Here is an 18,021-nt window from a genome sequence, read left to right on the forward strand (position 1 = left end):
CGCGGCGGCTGTCAGCCGGTGATTTCCCACTCGTAGACGGTGAGTTCCGAAGCGCCCGTGGTGTGAATCGGGTCGGTGTGCACGAGTTCGCGTGCGGCATCGAGGGATTCGGCGGTGATCACGTATGCCCCACCGGTGCCGTCGGTGAATTTGCCGGTTTCCACCAGCTGTCCGCGCGAACGGACCTGCTCCAGCCACTCCTGGTGCGGAGTGACGACGGCGGAGTCGAAGCGCGGGGTGCGCATGGCCATTACCAGGTACTTGCGCACCCTGCGCTGCTCCTTCTTACTTGTCGTCCGAGGACGGTGTGGCCCGGGTGGCCGCGGCGGCGGCGCGCACCTGCGGCGCCACCTGCACGACCTGACCCAGCACGCCGTTGATGAACGACGGCGAATCGTCGGTGGACAGCTCCTTGGCGAGCTCCACCGCCTCGTCGACGGCCACCACGGGCGGGACGTCACCGGCGTGGAACAACTCCCACACCGCCACCCGCAGAATGGCGCGGTCCACGGCGGGCAGCCGGGACAGGGCCCAATCCTGCAGGTATCCCTCGATGGTGGCGTCCACCCGGTCCAGATCGTCGGCCACACCTTCGACCAGGACCCGGGTGTAGGGGTTGACCGGGGCCACCGAATCGTCGTTCACGGCCAGCGCGACGCGTTCGGAGAGCAGGTCCGCGGGGTCGATATCGCGGGCCTCGGCCTCGAAGAGCAGGTCCACGGCCCGGCGACGCGCCTTGTGCCGCGCACCGAGTTTCTTGAAACTCGACTTCTTGTCCACTGGCTGGTCTGCCACGGTCACCATTATCCGCGCGTCAGGAGTTGACGCGGCTGATGTAGGAGCCGTCACGGGTGTCGATGCGCAGCTTGTCACCCTGGTTGATGAACAGCGGCACCTGGACCTCGGCGCCGGTCTCCACGGTGGCGGGCTTGGTGCCGGCCGAGGAGCGGTCGCCCTGCAGGCCCGGCTCGGTGTGGGTGACGATGACGTCGATGGCGACCGGGAGCTCGACGAACAGCGCCTCGCCCTCGTGCATGGCGATCTGCACGCCCATGTTCTCCAGCAGGAAGCCGGCATTGCGGCCGAGCAGCTGCTCGCTCAGGTGGATCTGGTCGTAGGTGTCGCCATCCATGAAGATGTAGTCCGAGCCGTCGTGGTACAGGTAGGTCATGTCACGACGGTCGACGGTCGCGGTCTCCACCTTGACGCCGGCGTTGAAGGTCTTGTCGACGACCTTGCCCGAGACCACGTTCTTCAGCTTGGTGCGCACAAAGGCGGGACCCTTACCCGGCTTCACGTGCTGGAACTCGACGATCTGCTGGAGCTGATTGTCGATCTTCAGCACGAGGCCGTTCTTGAAGTCGCTGGTGTCCGCCACTGTCCTCGGATCTCCTCTAGTCGGTCGACCGCGCGTCAGTCGACGACGGTCAGGTCTTTGCTGGTGCGGGTGAGCAGTTCCGGGCCCCCCTTGCGAACCACGAGCGTATCCTCGATCCGGACTCCGCCGCGGCCGGGGAAATACACACCTGGCTCGACGGTCACCGCCACGCCATCCAGCAGTGTACCCGTGCCGGTTTTGGCGATTCCGGGCGCTTCGTGGATCTGCAGGCCGACGCCATGTCCCAGACCGTGCACGAACAGCTCGCCATGGCCCGCGGCCTCGATCACCGAGCGGGAGGCGGCGTCCACCGCCCTGGTCGATACGCCGGGAGCCAGCGCCTCGCGGCCGGCCCGCTGCGCCGCGTAGACCAGGTCGTATACCTCCCGCTGCCAGTCCGAGGGCTCGCCGAGCACGTAGGTGCGGGTCATATCGGAGTGGTAGCCGTCGACGGTGGCGCCGAAGTCCAGCTTCACGAAATCGCCCTGCGCGAGCACCGCGCCGGTCGGGCGATGATGCGGGACAGCCGAATTCGGGCCCGCGGCCACGATGGTCTCGAAGGAGACCGCGTCCGCGCCGTGCTCGAACATCAGCCATTCCAGCTCCCGGGCCACCTGGCGTTCGGTGCGGCCGGGGCGGATGCCGCCGCGTTCCAGCAGGGTGGCCAGGGCGGCGTCGGCGGCAGCGCAGGCGGCGGCCAGGCGACCGACCTCGTAGGCGTCCTTGACCATGCGCAGCTGTTCGACCAGGCCGGAGATCGGGACCAGGTCCAGGCCGGTGCCGAGGGCCCGCAAGCCCTGGTGCTGTTCGACGGTGACGATATGGCTCTCGAAACCGACGCGGCCGGTCTGCCATTCGCCGGCGATCTCCATCACCCGGCGGGCGCTGGCGCGGTTGATCTCCGCGCGCAGGTCGGGGACCTGTTCGCCGACCTGGGTGATGTAGCGGCCGTCGGTGCAGATGATGGTGCGGTCCTCGCTGGAGTCCCAGGCGTACACCAGCAGCGCGGCGTTCGACCCGGTGAAACCGGTCAGGTACCGGATATTGATCAGATCCGTGACCAGCAGGGCGTCGACCCGGTTCTCCACCAGCAGGTCCCGCAACGCGGCCCGCCGCAGCGCGTAATTCGGACGTGCGGGCACCGACTCGTGATCAGCCATGCGTCAAAGCTACCGCCGACACGCCACAACACCGACACCCAGCATGCCGACGCGCCCGCCGGAACGGTGGTTGTCCACAACCGATGCGGTCATCCACAAATCGATTGCGACCGGCATGTCGAATGCCGGAGTGCGACACCGTGAATGGCATGCACCCCGCCACCGTCACCCTCGATGTCCTCGCCGCACTCGGTCCGTCCGCCTGGTCCGGTGGCCGAGTGGCGCACGGTCTTGCCGAGGCGGCTGGGTTCTACCCGGCACCCGGCGGCAGATCGGCGACTCTCGCCAGCGGATCGGCAATCCTCCGACGCAGTCCGGCTGCCGTGGCGCTGATCGGGTGGTGTGTGGTGCTGATCCGTGCAGATCTACGCGAGCGGCGGCTTCCGAACGTGCTCACGGTTTCTGGCGCCGCAGTCGTGCTGGCGTACGCCTCCGGGTCCGGGCGTCTCGGCGTCGCGCTCGCAGGCGCGCTCCTGTTGACCGTGCCGTATCTGATGGTGCATCTGGCCGCGCCGCATGCGCTGGGCGCGGGAGACGTCAAGCTCGCGGTGGGGCTCGGTGCGGTGACGGCGCTCGGCGGCGCGCAGTGCTGGGTGCGAGCCGCGCTGGGGGCACCGGCGCTCACCGCCATCGCGGGCGTGGTGGTGCTGATGGTGCGATATGTGCGGGCCTCCGACAATTCCTCGCTATCGCCGGGCACGCGGTGTGCCGGGCACCTGGCGGACGTGATTTCGGTGACGCCGACGGGGCCCATCCGGGACGCGACGGTGAACTCGGACGCCGGACTGTGCGTATGTGCCGGTGCGGAAGCTGATTCGGAGGTCGTGAGCAGGTCGCGACCTCCGGGTTCCGGTGCCGGCGGGCACCGCGGGGGTACCCTTCCGCACGGTCCCGGGATGTGTGTGGCGAGTCTGCTGGCGCTGGCGCTGGCGTCGTGACAGCGGCATGCGCCGGACCACGTGTCCGAGTGGCCTCATCTACATGGAAAGATGTAACCCGTGTTGCGTTGGATAACTGCCGGTGAATCCCATGGCCCTGCTCTCGTCACCATCCTCGAGGGGATGGTGGCCGGTGTCGAGGTGACCTCTGCCGATGTCGCCGAGCAGCTGGCGCGCCGCCGGCTCGGATACGGGCGTGGCGCCCGGATGAAGTTCGAGGCCGATGTGGTCACCCTGGTGGGTGGCGTGCGGCACGGGCGCACCATGGGCGGACCGGTCGCCATCGAGGTGGCGAACTCCGAGTGGCCCAAGTGGACTCAGGTCATGTCGGCCGATCCGGTGGACGAGGCCGAACTGGCGGATCTGGCGCGCAACGCTCCGCTGACGCGGCCGCGCCCCGGCCATGCCGATTACTCGGGCATGCTCAAGTACGGCTTCGACGATGCGCGCAATGTGCTCGAGCGGGCCAGTGCGCGCGAGACCGCGGCGCGGGTCGCGGCGGGCACCGTCGCCAAGAACTTCCTGAAGCAGGCGCTGGGCGTCGAGGTCATCTCGCACGTGGTGTCGATCGGCACCGCCGCCAACACCTCCGGCGTGGTGCCGAGCGCGGGCGATCTGGCCGCCATCGACGAGTCGCCGGTGCGCTGTTTCGACAAGGACGGCGAAGCGGCCATGATCGCCGAGATCGAGGCGGCCAAGAAGGACGGCGACACTCTCGGTGGCGTGGTCGAGGTCGTGATCGAGGGCCTGCCGATCGGGCTGGGTTCGTTCACTTCCGGTGAGGCGCGGCTGGATTCGCGGCTCGCGGCGGCGCTCATGGGCATTCAGGCCATCAAGGGCGTCGAGGTGGGCGACGGGTTCGAGACCGCGCGCCGCCGCGGCAGCCAGGCGCACGACGAGATGAAGCCGGGTCCGGACGGCGTGCTGCGTTCCACCAACCGCGCGGGCGGGCTGGAAGGCGGCATGACCAATGGCGAGGCGCTGCGGGTGCGCGCGGCCATGAAGCCGATCTCGACCGTGCCGCGCGCGCTGGCCACCGTCGACATGTCCACCGGTGACGAGGCCGTCGCCATTCACCAGCGTTCCGATGTGTGCGCGGTGCCGGCCGCCGGTGTGGTCGCCGAGGCCATGGTGGCGCTGGTCGTGGCGCAGGCGGTGCTGGAGAAGTTCGGCGGCGATTCGCTGCCCGAGACCGTCGACAACATCAACGCCTACCTGAAGCGAATCAACGCGCGCCCGCACGTTCCGTCGGGCAACGCGTCACGGTGAGTCCCGAGAACGACCCGAATCCGGGCGACGCCGAACGGCGTTCGCCCGGAACCGATCAGCGCGCCGAGACCGGACAGCCGGCCCCGGCCACCGATGCCGAATCGGGTCAATCCGACGACGCCGCCCTATCGAGGGACGCCGCGAGCACAGCGGGTGCTTCCGATCCTGCAACGGCCGACTCCGCAGGCCCGCAGGCGGGTGCTTCCGCCCCCGCGACAGCCGCCTCCGCGGGCACTCAGGGCGAGGCGTCCAGCGCGGGTCGCGAGCCTTGTGAGGGACTGCCGTCGAGCGTGGTGCTGGTCGGCCCGCCCGGTGCGGGCAAGTCCACCATCGGGCGCAAGCTCGCGCGGGAACTGGGGCTCGATCTCTATGACACCGATGCGGGTATCGAAGAGGAGACCGGGCGCACCATCCCCGAGATCTTCGCGGAGGACGGGGAACCCGAATTCCGCCGCATCGAGGAAGAAGTGGTGCGCGCGGCGGTGCTGAATCGTCAGGGCGTCATCTCGCTCGGCGGCGGTTCCGTGCTGTCGGCCGCCACTCGCGAAGTGCTGCGCGGGCGCACCGTCATCTACCTGGAAATCAGTGTGGGCGAAGGACTTCGCCGCACCGGCGCCAGCACCAACCGCCCCCTGCTCAATGGCGACGACCCGGCGAAGAAGTACCGCGAACTGATGAAGATCCGCCGCCCGCTGTACCGCGAGGTGGCGTCGATCCGGGTCCGCACCGACGGCCGCAGCCCCGGCCGCGTGGTCCGCATGATCCTGGCCAAACTCGGCGTCGAACCCACCGTCCGCCTGGACGACCCGGCCACCGAACCCGCCCCCATCCCCAACGGCTCCGCCGGTTCCCGCTCCCGCCGCCGGCGCCGCCGGGGCCGCGGCCGTGGCGACCAGGCCGCCCCCGCGAATTCGACCGCGGCGGTATCGATTCCGGATTCCACCGCCGAAGCCACCGACGACAGCGCCGAGTCCCCCGCCGCCGAAGGAGCCAAGCGTTCCCGCCGCAGCCGCCGCTCCCGCCGTCGCGGCCGCCGCAATTCCGACGCGCCCGCGGTGACCACGAGCCCCGGTGCCACCGGATCGGGCTCGGGCACAACGAAGCCCGCGACCGGCACCGACTTCGGCTCGGCGACAACACGATCCGATACCTCGTCCGCCGCAGCATCGTCCGATGCGTCGCCGACCGCCACGCCGTCCGGCGGCGCGAATGCCGGTGCCACACCGTCCGGCGGGATGAATGCCGGTGCCACGCCGTCCGGCGGGGTGAATGCGGGTACCACGCCGACCGGTGACACGGGCGGCCGAGCACGCTCGACCGGCGGCGGGCGCTCGGCTCGCCGCCGCCGCGCCGCAAGGGCGGCAGGCGCCCCCGACGACCAGCGGACGACCAACGCCGGCACGAACCGCACCGCTGCGCACTCGGCCACCGAGACCACCGGCGCGTCCGGTTCGGGCCAGCGCGATTCCGCCCCCACCGGACCGGGTCGCCCCGATTCCGATGCCGCCCAAGCGGATTCCGGCCCCGGCGCGGCAGCTGCCCCCGGCGCAGGCCGATCCCGACGGGCCCGCGCCCGCCGAGCCCGTGCCCGCGCCAGGCAGCCCGACACGACCGGCAACTCCACTCCGACGGCAACGGCGACCGCACCCACCTCGGGCGAGGCACCGGCATGAACGACCTCCGGCCACCGTCAGCAGGTCCGAGTGATCAGCGCACACAATCGAATTCATATTCGGCGTGTCGCGAACACGGCAACCACGTGATCGTCGTCTGCCACCGGCCCGCACATCCCGCGCCGGAGTCTGCGGCAATATCTACCGCAAGTCGGGCGTCGACCCGAGGCGGACCGCATCCGGATCGGCATCCGGTCCCGGCGGGCAGCCCGCGTCCCGGAGCGGGCAGCACTCGTCCTGGAGCGCGCAGCACGCGCCCTGGAGCGGGCAGCACGCATCTTCTGACCGATCGGGCGGCCGAGGTTTCGGAATCCGCTCGCACGCAACGTGTTCGACTGTCCCGCTCGGGTGCGGGACCATCCTTGGAGGAGAGCTGATGAGTGAGCCGACTCGTATCGAGGTTCGGACGGCCGATCCGTATCCGGTGATCATCGGGCGCGGGCTGCTGGGGGATCTGGTCGGTGAGGTGACGGGGCGGTCCGGGGTGCGGACGGTCGCGATCTTCTATCAGCCGCCGTTGGCGGAGACCGCCGAGGTGGTGCGGAAGGCGCTGGTCGAGCAGGGGATCGATGCGCACCGGGTGGAGATTCCGGATGCGGAGGCCGGTAAGGATCTGCAGGTCGCGGGGTTCTGCTGGGAGGTGCTCGGGCGGATCGGGCTCACCCGCAAGGATGTCATCATCAGCCTCGGTGGTGGTGCGGCCACCGACCTGGCCGGGTTCGTCGCTGCCACCTGGATGCGCGGGGTGAGCATCATTCATGTGCCGACCACGCTGCTGGCCATGGTGGATGCCGCCGTCGGCGGGAAGACCGGGATCAATACCGAGGCGGGGAAGAACCTGGTCGGCTGCTTCCATGAGCCGGCCGCGGTGATGGTGGACCTGGCGACCCTGGAGACGGTGCCGCGCAACGAGATCGTGGCCGGAATGGCCGAGATCATCAAGGCGGGGTTCATCGCCGATCCGGTGATCCTGGACCTGGTGGAGCAGGATCCGCAGGCCGCCCTGGACCCGGCCGGAGAGGTGCTGCCGGAGCTGATCCGGCGGGCCATCCAGGTCAAGGCCGATGTGGTGGCGGCGGATCTGAAGGAATCGGATCTGCGGGAGATCCTGAACTACGGGCACACCCTCGGCCATGCCATCGAGCGGCGGGAGCGGTACCGGTGGCGGCACGGCGCGGCCGTATCGGTCGGCCTGGTGTTCGCGGCCGAACTCGGCCGGCTCGCCGGACGCCTCGACGACGCCACCGCCGAACGGCACCGGACCGTGCTCGAAAGCATCGGGCTGCCCACCACTTACGATGCCGACGCCCTGCCGCAGCTGCTGGAATCCATGCAGACCGACAAGAAGACCCGCTCCGGCGTGGTGCGGTTCGTGGTCCTGGACGGCCTGGCCAAGCCGGGCCGGCTCGAAGGCCCGGATCCGTCGCTGCTGGCCGCCGCCTATTCGACCATCGCGCGCGAGCAGAGCCCGGGCGGCACCGGAATCCTGCTCTGACCCATGACGAAGGAAGCGCCCGTGACCGAACCGGTCACGGGCGCTTCGCCGTTCGAGGGCGGCTCAGACTCCGGCCGGTTCCTTGTTCAGGCTGACCTCGGCGTCCGGCTTCCCGGGCGCGTTCTTGCTCTCGCGACCGACCAGGAAACGGCCCAGCGCCACGCCGATCATGGCGGGCACGAAGATCAGCAGGATGATGAACGACGCCGACGAGGTGAGCTCGAACAGCAGCCCCTGATCGCCGAGATCGAACTTGGGCACGAAGTCCAGCAGCCACGCCACCAGCCCGGCGCCCAGCCCACCGGCCACGGCGGCCTTGAGCCAGCGCATGGTCAGATCGGCACCGCGCTCCGGATCCGGATTGGCCCGCCGATCGGCGCGGCCGTCCAGCACGCCCCAGGCGAGCACGGCCCCGACCAGCACGATCAGGCCCAGCATCCGCATCCAGGAACCTGAGGTCGGCCAATACACCATGGCGAAACCGAGCACGGTTCGCAGCACAATGGTCAGCGCCCCCAGAGCTACGGCGCGCAATACCCACGCATTCATGTTGATCACCTTAACCTGCGCGGCCGCGCGGTCGAACTGAAACCCGTTCCAGAAACTGTATCCGTTTCGTCCGGGCGCTTCCTGCGCAGGTAGAAATAGGCGGTGAGCATCGAAGCCGTCGCGCTGCTGCAGGATCCGATCCGCCGGCGACTCTACGACTACGTGGCCGCCGCCGATCACGAGGTCGGCCGGGACGAGGCGGCCGCGGCGGCGGAGATCAAGCGACCGCTGGCGGCCTTCCATCTCGATAAATTGGCCGAGGCCGGACTCCTCGACGCGGTCTTCCGGCGACCGGAAGGCAAGACCGGACCGGGGGCCGGGCGACCCGCCAAGTTCTATCGGCGCGCCGCCGCGGAATTCGCCGTCACCCTCCCCGCCCGCGACTACGCCACCGTGGCGTCGGTCCTCGCCGAGGCCGTCGAGCATGCGGGCATGGACTCGGCGATCGCGAAAGCCGCTGCCGCGCAGAGCCCGTCGCTCGCGGGCCGGGATCTCCTCGAGGTGCTGCGCGAGCGCGGCTACGAACCGTATGCCGACGGTGCGGTGATCCGCCTGCGCAACTGCCCTTTTCATCGCCTGGCCGAGGATTTCCCGCCGCTGGTGTGCGGTATGAACCTCGCCCTGCTGACCGGTCCGGCGGCCGAGGCGGGCTGGCAGGCGCACATGGATGCCGCCCCGGGCCGTTGCTGCGTCAGCTTTTCTAAAAACAAAGATGATTAGTTATAGTCCTGACATGCACCTCGCACAGCTCAATGTCGCCCGCCTGATCGCACCGGAAGGCGATCCGCGGGTCGCGGACTTCTTCGCCGCGCTCGACGAGATCAACGGCCTGGCCGACCGCTCCCCCGGTTTCGTCTGGCGGCTCACCGACGGCGAAGCGAACAATGCCATGTCGATCCGCCCCGATCCGGCGCATGCCGATCTGGTGGTGACCCTGAGCGTGTGGGAGTCGCGCGAAGCGCTGTTCGACTACGTGTACCGCAGCGGCCATATGGATTTCCTGCGCCGCCGCCGCGAATGGTTCCTGCCGGGCAGCGGGCCGAACGCGGTGCTGTGGTGGGTGCCCGCCGGGCACATCCCCACCGTCGAGGAGGGTATGGAGCGCTGGAATCGCTTGCGCGAGAACGGCCCCGCACCCGAGGCGTTCACCTTCCGCACTGCCTTCGAACCGCAACCGGTGTCCTGAGGACACAGAGCCGGGACAGGTCGGCCCCGCCCCGGCTTTCGATGGTGAGACTATTCCGCCAGTGCGGCAGCCATTTCCGCGCGCGGCGCGGGTTTGCCGGTGAACAGTTCGACCTGGCCGTACGCCTGGTTCAACAGCATCTGCAAGCCGCTGACCACGGTATGTCCCGCGCGCGCAACGGCTTCCGCGAGCGGCGTGGGCCATGGATTGTAGATGGCGTCGAGCACCACCGGCGCCAGCGCGATCGAATCCGCCACGGCCGCGGCGGCTTCGGCGGGAACGGTGCTGACCACCGCGTCCACCTCGCTGCACACGAAGGTCAGGCCGTCGGGATCGAAGTCGATGACCTCGGCCGAAAGCCCCAGGCGCTCAGCCAATTCCAGGGTGTCGGCGGCCCGGCCCTTGTCCCGCGCCACGATGGTCACGGTGTGCGCGCCGAGCTCGGCCAGCGCCAGCAGCGCCGGCCGCGCCGTCCCGCCCGCACCCAGCACCATGGCGCGTTCGATCTCCTCGACGCCCGCGCCCTGCAACGCGCCGCGCACCCCGTCCACGTCGGTGCAGTCGGCGCGCCATCCGGAATCGGTGCGCACCAGCGTATTCGCCGATTCCACCAGTTCGGCCCGGTCGGTGCGCTCGTCGGCGTAGGCGAGCGCCGCGACCTTGCCAGGCATGGTCACCGACAGCCCGACCCATTCCGAGCCGAGACCGTCGACCAGTCCGGGCAGTTGCTCGCCGGTGCATTCGATGCGCTCGTAGGTCCAGTCCAGGCCCAGCGCCCGATACGCCGCCAGATGCAGCTGCGGCGATCGGGAATGCGAGATCGGGCTGCCCAGCACGGCGGCCCGGCGCACCTCACCGCCCACTGTCGAGAATTCCACTCTGCTCGGCCTTCTTGATATTGCGCAGGTGCTCGTTGTAGTCCTCGGTGAACAACGTGGTGCCCTGCTTGTCGATGGTCACGAAGTACAGCCACGGCCCGGCGAGGGGATTCTCCATGGCGCGCAAGGCATCCAGCGACGGCGCGGAGATGGGTGTGGCGGGCAGACCGGCCATGGCGTAGGTGTTCCACGGGGTCTTGCGCGCCCGGTCGGCGTCGGTGGTGGCGACCTCGGTCTTGTCGAGGGTGTAGTTGACGGTGGAGTCGAACTGCAGCGGCTGGTCCACCGCGAGCCGGTTCACGATGACCCGCGCCACCTTGGACATGTCCTGCGGCAGGGCTTCCCGTTCCACCAGCGACGCGCCGATCAGCGTGTCGTAGGGCTTGAGGCCGTTGGCGCCGCCGGATTGCACCAGGCCGGTGGCCTCGTAGCTGGCGGCGCTGTCGGTGACCAGCTGCTTGAGGATCTGCTCGGCATTGCCGCTGGGATCGAAATCCAGGGTGCCCGCGCGGATCAGGCCCTCGAGCTGACGGCTGCGATCCGGCACCGCCTTCACCCGGTCGAGCGCCCAGGACGGCACGCCCAGGGTCGCCGGATCGGTATTGGTGCCCGCCGCGTCCAGCTGCTCGTAGGTCACGCATTTGGCGGCGGTACCGGCGCCGACGCAGCTGGCCTCGGCGATCTTGCGGTAGATGCCGTCCTTGCGCGCCCCGGTGTGCACATCGCTGGAGTCGTGCAGCTGCCGGCCCTCGGAGATCACCACATTGCCGACCCGGGAACCCTTGCCCACCAAGGCGGTGACGGCTTCGGCGGCCGGGCTGTGGCTGGGAATCGCGTAATAGCCGGGCTGTACGGAGTTCATGTTCGAATTCCGTACGGCCGCTTCGTAGAACGCGGCGCTGCTGGCCACGATGCCCTTGTCGGCCATGGTCTTGGAGATCTCGGTGGCGGTGTCGCCGGACTTCACCTGGATCACCGCGATCGGACCGGCCGAACCGGCGTCGTAGTCGGCGGCGGGGGCGAACCCGCCGATGAACTTCCACGCCGCGAAACCGGCCGCGCCCAGGAACATCACGGCGAAGACGCCGGAGATGATCCACAGATTGCGCCGCCGCCGTTTGCGTTCGGCCGCCTTGCGCGAGGCCACCCGGGAACGCTTGCGCGAGCCGCCCGCACGCGACGAGGAGCCCCGGCCGCCACTGCCGCGCGCGGCCGGACGGCGACCGGCGTCGGCGCGTTGCGGCGCGGCCCGGCGGCGCGGCTCGGGTTCCAGGGGTGGTTCGTCGACGTAGCCGTGCTCGTCGTCGTAGCCGTGGAAGTCCTCCTCGTCATCGTCCTCGTAGCGAGGGATGACGGTGGTGTCGTCCTCGTAGTCGTCGGCCTCGGACCAGTCCAGATCGTCACGGCGGTAACGCCGTTCAGCGTTCTGACGGTAGCGTTCCTCGGCTCGGGTCCAGCGATCGGTCATGCACTATCACCATCACCGCGCGGCTTCAATTGCGCACTCCGTTCGTCCAACCATCCTTGCAGGATCGACACGGCGGCCGCCTGATCGATGACCTGCCGCTGCCCGCGAGCGCGAACTCCGCTGTCTCGCAATGCACGTGCAGCAGACACCGTAGTCAAACGTTCGTCGGAAAGTCGCACCGGCACCGGATCGATCAATGCCCGCAAACGTCCCGCGAAGGTGGCCGCCAGCTTAGCCGAAGAGCCGCTCTCTCCGCGCAATGTGCGCGGCAGGCCGACGATCACTTCCACGGCCTCATATTCGCGTACCAAGTCGGCGATGCGGGCCAAATCGGGCGCGAGGGTGCCCGGTGCGACCTTTTTGGCGCGCGGCACCGTCTCCACCGGGGTGGCGAGCACGCCGTCCGGATCACTGGAGGCGACACCGACGCGCACGGTGCCCACATCGATGCCGAGGCGCCGGCCGCGACCGGGATCCTCGGCCGGCGACGGACGATCGGTGACGAACCGCGCGTCCGGCTCGGCGGGTTTGCGGGCGCCTTCGAAAACGCCCGCGCTGTCCGACGGTTCGGAAGGGTTCATCACCCGGCGAGCTCGGCCACCCGCGCCCGCACGGCCGCTAGACCGGCTTCGATGCCCGACGGATCGGAGCCCGCGCCCTGCGCCAGCTCCGGCTTGCCGCCGCCGCGGCCCGCGATCGACGGACCGAACGCGCCCACCAGGTCACCGGCCTTGAAGCCGAGATCCTGCGCGGCCTTGGACACCGACACCACGAACGGCACCTTGCCGTCGGCATTGCCGAGCAGCACCACCACGGCGGGTTCGGAACCGAAGCGGCCCTTGATATCCATGACCAGGGTGCGCAGATCGCCCGCGCCCACGCCCTCCGGCGCGGCGGCGGCGACCAGCAGCACCTTGCCGACGCGCTGCGCGTTCTCCACGAAAGTGCCCGCGCTCGACAGCACGGCGGCCATCTTGGTGCGCTCCAGCTCTTTTTCGGCAACCTTCAGGCGTTCGACGAGTTGCTCGACCCGCGCCGGGACGTCCTCGCTCGGGATCTTCAGCGAGGAGGCGACGCCGGCCAGCAGCGCGCGCTCCTTGGCGAGGTACTTGTAGGAGTCCAGGCCGACGAACGCCTCGACGCGGCGGATGCCGGAACCGACCGAGGATTCGCCCAGCAGGGTGATCGGGCCGATCTGCGAGGAGTGCTGCACGTGGGTGCCGCCGCACAGTTCCATCGAGAACGGGCCGCCGATCTCGACCACGCGGACCTCGTCGCCGTAGTTCTCGCCGAACAGGGCCATGGCGCCCATCTTCTTGGCGGACGGCAGGTCGGTGATGAAGGTGTTGACCTGGAAGTCGTCGGCCACCGCGTCGTTGGAGATGGCTTCGATCTCGTTCTTCTGGGTCTCGCTCAGCGCGCCCTGCCAGTTGAAGTCGAAGCGCAGGTAGCCGGGCTTGTTGAGCGAACCGGCCTGAACGGCGTTGGGGCCCAGCACCTGTCGCAGCGCGGCGTGCACCATGTGGGTGCCGGAGTGGCCCTGGGTGGCGCCGCGACGCCAGCCCGGATCCACGCCCGCCAGCACGGTGTCGCCCTCGGTGAGCTGACCGGCCTCGACGGTGGTCTTGTGCACCCACACCGTCTTGGCGATCTTCTGCACATCGTTGACGCGCAGCTTCGCGCCGTGCGAGGAGGTGATGGCGCCGCGGTCGGCGATCTGGCCGCCGGACTCCGCGTAGAGCGGGGTGCGGTCCAGGATGACCTCGACATCGGTGCCGGCCTCGGCGACCGGGACCCGCACGCCGTCCTTGATCAGCGCGAGAACCGTTGCCTCGGTGGACAGTTCGTCGAAACCGGTGAACTCGGTGGCGCCGCGATCGACGAATTCCTTGTAGACGGTCAGGTCCGCGTGCGCGTGCTTGCGGGCGTGCGCGTCCTCCTTGGCGCGGCTGCGCTGCTCGGCCATGAGCGCGCGGAAGCCGGACTCGTCGACCTCGAGGCCCGCCTCGGCGGCCATCTCCAGGGTCAGGTCGATGGGGAAGCCGTAGGTGTCGTGCAGCGCGAACGCCTCGCTGCCGCCGATGGTCTTGCCGCCGTGCGCCTTCACCTCGTTGACGGCATCGTCGAACAGCTTGGAACCGGTGGCCAGGGTGCGCAGGAAGGCGCTCTCCTCGCCGACGGCGACGGTTTCGATGCGCTTGAAATCGGTGGCCAGCTCCGGGTACGAGGGGGCCATGAGATCGCTGACGACCTTCATGAACTCGCCCATGACCGGCTTGTCCGCGCCGAGCAGGCGGGCCGAGCGCACGATGCGGCGCAGCAGGCGGCGCAGCACGTAGCCGCGGCCGTCATTGCCGGGGTTCACGCCGTCGGCGATCAACATCGCGCCGGTGCGGGCGTGGTCGGCGATGACCCGGAAGCGCACGTCGTCGGCGTGCTCGACGCCGTAGCTGCGGCCGGTCAGTTCCTCGGCCTTGCTGATGATGGGGCGCAGCAGGTCGGTCTCGTACACATTGTCGACGCCCTGGAGGAGGAACGCGACGCGCTCGACGCCCATGCCGGTGTCGATGTTCTTCTTGGGCAGCGGGCCCAGGATCTCGAAGTCGTCCTTGCCCCGGCCCTCGCCGCGCTCGTTCTGCATGAACACGAGGTTCCAGATTTCGAGGTAGCGATCCTCGTCGGCCTCCGGGCCGCCTTCCTTGCCATAGGCCGGGCCGCGGTCGAAGTAGATCTCCGAGCAGGGGCCGCACGGTCCGGGGATGCCCATCGACCAGTAGTTGTCGGCCATGCCGCGGCGCTGGATGCGCTCGGGCGGCACGCCCAGCTTCAGCCAGATCTGCTCGGCCTCGTCGTCGTCCAGGTAGACGGTGACCCACAGGCGTTCGGGGTCGAAGCCGTAGCCGCCGTCCTCGACGCTATTGGTGAGCAACGACCAGGCGCGCTCGATGGCGCCCTGTTTGAAGTAGTCGCCGAAGCTGAAGTTGCCCGCCATCTGGAAGAAGGTGTTGTGGCGGGTGGTGACGCCGACATTCTCGATATCGCCGGTGCGCACGCACTTCTGGACGCTGGTCGCGGTCGCGAAGGGCGGGGTCTGCTGACCGAGGAAGTACGGCACGAACTGGACCATGCCCGCATTGACGAACAGCAGGTTGGGGTCGGCCAGGATCAGCGAAGCACTCGGTACCTCGGTGTGTCCGGCTCGTACGAAATGCTCCAGGAAGCGCCGTCGAATCTCGTGGGTCTGCACAGGTATCCAGCCTACCGGTCCCGGTGCAGGGACTTTCCACCCACCACCGGGCGATGGCTAGCATCGCCGGGGTGACTGTGATCCCGGACCCACTGGCGCCCTTCCCGCTCCCCCACGCCCATCGCACCGTATTCCTGAAACCGCACGTCACCTCGCCGAATATCGAAGTCGGCGACTACACCTACTTCGACGACCCGGTGGCGCCGACCGAATTCGAGACCAACAACGTCCTCTACGCCTTCGGCCCCGAGAAGCTGATCATCGGCAAATACTGCGCGATCGCCACCGGCACCCGCTTCATCATGGCCGGCGCCAACCACCCCACCGCCGGCGTCTCCACCTTCCCCTTCACCGTCTTCGGCGGCACCTGGGCCGAGGAAACCATGGACATCATCACCTCCATCCCCTCCAAGGGCGACACCGTCATCGGCAACGACGTCTGGTTCGGCTACAACACCCTGATCATGCCCGGCGTGCAGATCGGCGACGGCGCGATCATCGCCACCGGCGCGGTGGTCACCACCGACGTCCCGCCCTACACCATCGTCGGCGGCAACCCGGCCCAGCCGGTCAAACAGCGCTACTCCGACGAGGATGTCGCACGCCTACTGGCCGCCGCCTGGTGGAACTGGCCTGTCGAACTGGTAACCGCCCACGTCCGCGTCATCATGGCCGGCACCCCCGCCGAGATCGAGAAGATCGCCCGCGAGAACGGCCTGTAGCGGCCAGCGAGCTCAGCGGACCCAGTTTTTCAGCGGTTCGGTTTCGAGTGTCACACCGACGGGAGCAGGCAATTCGACCCGGCTCCCGTAGGGCATACGCACCGTGGAGGAGTAGACGCCGTTCAATGGGGCGCTGTAGACGAAGGTTTCGCAGCTGTCGCGATCAATCAGCAAGTAGATCGGTATTCCCGATTCGGCGTAGGCCCTCGGCTTCTCCAGGCGATCTCGCCGATCGGTATCGGAGTCATAGGACGTGACTTCGACAACCATCAACGCCGACTCCGGATCCGCCCAATCGCCTTGACCGGAGAACGAGTCATCCGGGGCCAGAACGGCATCCGCTCGAGCCCGGCCCTTGCGGTAGGTATCAACTTTGAGGTCGACTTCGGTGTACAGCCAGAGATCGTCCCTCAGCCGCAGCAGCTGCCGAGCGAGCCAGCGGACGACCTCCTTGTGATCGCCGTCAGGCACCGCCTTCACCCCCAGCTTCCCGTAGAGGAACTCGAGCCGAACCATCTCGCCCTGATGCCTCGCGAGCTCCTCGAACTCACTGACCAGCATTTGCGGTCGATCAGCCATGGCCGTCACCGAATCCCTCCGTTCTGCCGAGCGGACCGCGGATCGACGCGATCAGCCTAAGTACCAGTGTCGCCTGAACAGAGTGGTTCGCGGGGACTCACCGGCATGACACGCAGAACGTTTGCTAGTGCCCGCGAACGATGCGGCGGAGTTTCGTCACGCGTGGGCCGACTTCGCGTTCGTAGCCGTGGTCGGTGGGGTGGTAGTAGTCGGTGCCGACCAGTTCGTCTGGTGGGTATTGCTGGGTGAGGACGCCGTCGGGGTGGTCGTGGGGGTATTTGTAGCCTTGGGCGTTGCCGAGGGCGGCGGCGCCCTGGTAGTGGCCGTCGCGGAGGTGTGGGGGGACGGCGCCTGCTTTGCCGGCGGAGATGTCGGACATGGCGGCGCCGATGGCTTTGACGACCGCGCCGGATTTCGGGGCGGTGGCGATGTGGATGGTGGCTTGGGTGAGGGCCAGTTGGGCTTCGGGGAGGCCGACCAGTTGGACTACTTGGGCGGCGGCTACGGCGGTTTGCAGGGCCATGGGGTCGGCCATGCCTACTTCTTCGCTGGCTTGGATCATCAAGCGGCGGGCGATGAATCGGGGATCCTCGCCGGCGCTGAGCATGCGGGCCAGGTAGTGGACGGCGGCGTCGACGTCGGAGCCGCGCAGGGATTTGATGAAGGCGCTGATGACGTCGTAGTGCTGGTCGCCGGCGCGGTCGTAGCGGACCGCGGCCTTGTCGACGCTGGCCTCGACGACCTCGACGCCGACCTTGCCGTCCAGGGCGGATTCGGCGGAGGCTTCCAGGGCGGTGAGGGCGCGACGGGCGTCGCCGCCGGCGATGCGGATGATGTGGTCGTAGGCCTCGTCGGTGATCTCGTAATCGCCGCCCAGGCCGCGCGGGTCGGCGGCGGCGCGGGTCAGGACGGTGCGGATGTCGGATTCGGTGAGCGACTGTAGTTGCAGCACAAGGGAACGCGAGAGCAGCGGGGAGACCACCGAGAAGGACGGGTTCTCGGTGGTGGCGGCCACCAGCAGCACGATGCGGTTCTCGACCGCGGCCAGCAGGGCGTCCTGCTGGGTCTTGGAGAAGCGGTGCACCTCGTCGATGAACAGCACGGTCTGCTCGCCATGAGTGAGGCGGCGACGCGCGATGTCGATGACCGCGCGCACCTCTTTCACGCCGGCCGAGAGTGCGGACAGCGCTTCGAAACGGCGGCCGGTCGCCTGCGAGAGCAGCGAGGCGAGCGTCGTCTTGCCGGTGCCGGGCGGGCCGAACAGCAGCACCGACGCCGCGCCCGAACCCTCGATCAAACGGCGTAGCGGCGAGGTCGGGCCGAGCAGATGCTGCTGGCCGACCACTTCGTCGAGGGTCCGCGGTCGCATACGCACCGCCAACGGCGCGAACCGGTCGTCACCCCTCGGCACACTCGCCGCGAACTCCTCGGGCACCGCCTCCGCGCCCGGTGCATCGAACAAACCGTCACTCACCCGGG

General features: G+C 68.8%; 17 protein-coding genes and 1 pseudogene. 7 read left to right on the plus strand and 11 right to left on the minus strand.

Annotated features, from left to right (window positions below):
• Positions 1-11: 11 nt before the first annotated feature.
• The 4 genes from NY1_RS16510 to NY1_RS16525 are packed head-to-tail and all read right to left on the minus strand — an operon-like array spanning position 12 to position 2,538.
• Positions 12-269: a YciI family protein gene (locus NY1_RS16510; RefSeq protein WP_218028364.1), complete on the minus strand. Its 258-nt coding sequence runs from the start codon at positions 267-269 to the stop codon at positions 12-14.
• Positions 270-285: 16 nt separating this feature from the next.
• The gene (gene nusB / locus NY1_RS16515) at positions 286-795 is read right to left on the minus strand and encodes a transcription antitermination factor NusB (protein WP_174567197.1); all 510 of its coding nucleotides are present in this window, start codon (positions 793-795) and stop codon (positions 286-288) included.
• 19 nt (positions 796-814) lie between these two features.
• Positions 815-1,378 carry an elongation factor P gene (gene efp, locus NY1_RS16520; protein WP_067713414.1) on the minus strand — a complete coding sequence of 188 codons (564 nt, stop codon included), beginning with the start codon at positions 1,376-1,378 and terminating at the stop codon, positions 815-817.
• Between the two features lie 35 nt (positions 1,379-1,413).
• On the minus strand, positions 1,414-2,538 hold the full coding sequence (locus NY1_RS16525; protein ID WP_067713417.1) for a M24 family metallopeptidase: 1,125 nt from the start codon (positions 2,536-2,538) through the stop codon (positions 1,414-1,416).
• A gap of 149 nt (positions 2,539-2,687) precedes the next feature.
• On the opposite strand from NY1_RS16525, the gene NY1_RS16530 reads away from it, so the two are divergent.
• The 4 genes and pseudogenes from NY1_RS16530 to aroB all read left to right on the plus strand — a co-directional run bounded on the left by NY1_RS16530 (position 2,688) and on the right by aroB (position 7,913).
• On the plus strand, positions 2,688-3,476 hold the full coding sequence (locus NY1_RS16530; RefSeq protein WP_084535040.1) for a prepilin peptidase: 789 nt from the start codon (positions 2,688-2,690) through the stop codon (positions 3,474-3,476).
• 60 nt (positions 3,477-3,536) lie between these two features.
• On the plus strand, positions 3,537-4,745 hold the full coding sequence (aroC, locus tag NY1_RS16535) for a chorismate synthase (RefSeq protein WP_084535021.1): 1,209 nt from the start codon (positions 3,537-3,539) through the stop codon (positions 4,743-4,745).
• 278 nt (positions 4,746-5,023) lie between these two features.
• Positions 5,024-5,521 (plus strand): annotated as a pseudogene (locus tag NY1_RS44220) (shikimate kinase); the annotation flags it as partial.
• Positions 5,522-6,794: 1,273 nt separating this feature from the next.
• Entirely contained in the window at positions 6,795-7,913 is a 1,119-nt protein-coding gene (gene aroB, locus NY1_RS16545; RefSeq protein WP_067713424.1) for a 3-dehydroquinate synthase, read from the plus strand.
• 63 nt (positions 7,914-7,976) lie between these two features.
• On the opposite strand, the gene NY1_RS16550 is transcribed toward aroB, so the two are convergent.
• On the minus strand, positions 7,977-8,462 hold the full coding sequence (locus NY1_RS16550; protein WP_233038987.1) for a B-4DMT family transporter: 486 nt from the start codon (positions 8,460-8,462) through the stop codon (positions 7,977-7,979).
• 102 nt (positions 8,463-8,564) lie between these two features.
• Here NY1_RS16550 and NY1_RS16555 point away from each other — a divergent pair, with 102 nt between their 5' ends.
• Together NY1_RS16555 and NY1_RS16560 are read left to right on the plus strand one after the other, a co-directional pair.
• Complete coding sequence (locus NY1_RS16555) at positions 8,565-9,182, plus strand: helix-turn-helix transcriptional regulator (RefSeq protein WP_067713429.1); 618 nt, start codon at positions 8,565-8,567, stop codon at positions 9,180-9,182.
• A 13-nt stretch (positions 9,183-9,195) separates the two neighbouring features.
• Complete coding sequence (locus NY1_RS16560) at positions 9,196-9,648, plus strand: DUF3291 domain-containing protein (RefSeq protein ID WP_218028365.1); 453 nt, start codon at positions 9,196-9,198, stop codon at positions 9,646-9,648.
• A gap of 50 nt (positions 9,649-9,698) precedes the next feature.
• Here the strand turns inward: NY1_RS16560 and NY1_RS16565 are convergent, their stop codons facing one another.
• Genes NY1_RS16565 through alaS form a run of 4 tightly spaced genes read right to left on the minus strand, consistent with a single transcriptional unit; the run spans position 9,699 to position 15,241 of the window.
• Positions 9,699-10,526, minus strand: a complete 828-nt coding sequence (locus NY1_RS16565) for a shikimate dehydrogenase (protein WP_067713433.1) — start codon at positions 10,524-10,526, stop codon at positions 9,699-9,701.
• Positions 10,501-11,994, minus strand: coding sequence for an endolytic transglycosylase MltG (locus NY1_RS16570; protein WP_067713436.1), 1,494 nt, complete (start codon positions 11,992-11,994; stop codon positions 10,501-10,503). Before NY1_RS16570 ends, NY1_RS16565 begins: the two co-directional genes overlap by 26 nt.
• Complete coding sequence (ruvX, locus tag NY1_RS16575; RefSeq protein ID WP_067713439.1) at positions 11,991-12,575, minus strand: Holliday junction resolvase RuvX; 585 nt, start codon at positions 12,573-12,575, stop codon at positions 11,991-11,993. The genes NY1_RS16570 and ruvX overlap by 4 nt, the downstream gene beginning before the upstream one ends.
• Positions 12,575-15,241: an alanine--tRNA ligase gene (gene alaS / locus NY1_RS16580; protein WP_067713442.1), complete on the minus strand. Its 2,667-nt coding sequence runs from the start codon at positions 15,239-15,241 to the stop codon at positions 12,575-12,577. Before alaS ends, ruvX begins: the two co-directional genes overlap by 1 nt.
• Before the next feature lie 53 nt (positions 15,242-15,294).
• Here alaS and NY1_RS16585 point away from each other — a divergent pair, with 53 nt between their 5' ends.
• Complete coding sequence (locus NY1_RS16585; RefSeq protein ID WP_157762269.1) at positions 15,295-15,963, plus strand: CatB-related O-acetyltransferase; 669 nt, start codon at positions 15,295-15,297, stop codon at positions 15,961-15,963.
• Between the two features lie 12 nt (positions 15,964-15,975).
• Here the strand turns inward: NY1_RS16585 and NY1_RS16590 are convergent, their stop codons facing one another.
• Positions 15,976-16,542 (minus strand): Uma2 family endonuclease, encoded by a 567-nt coding sequence (locus tag NY1_RS16590; protein ID WP_218028376.1) that lies wholly within the window; start codon positions 16,540-16,542, stop codon positions 15,976-15,978.
• A 124-nt stretch (positions 16,543-16,666) separates the two neighbouring features.
• Positions 16,667-18,016 carry a replication-associated recombination protein A gene (locus NY1_RS16595; RefSeq protein WP_084535022.1) on the minus strand — a complete coding sequence of 450 codons (1,350 nt, stop codon included), beginning with the start codon at positions 18,014-18,016 and terminating at the stop codon, positions 16,667-16,669.
• Positions 18,017-18,021: the final 5 nt, after the last annotated feature.

Source organism: Nocardia yamanashiensis NBRC 100130, from assembly GCF_001613325.1.
GTDB classification, from domain to species: Bacteria; Actinomycetota; Actinomycetes; order Mycobacteriales; family Mycobacteriaceae; genus Nocardia; species Nocardia yamanashiensis.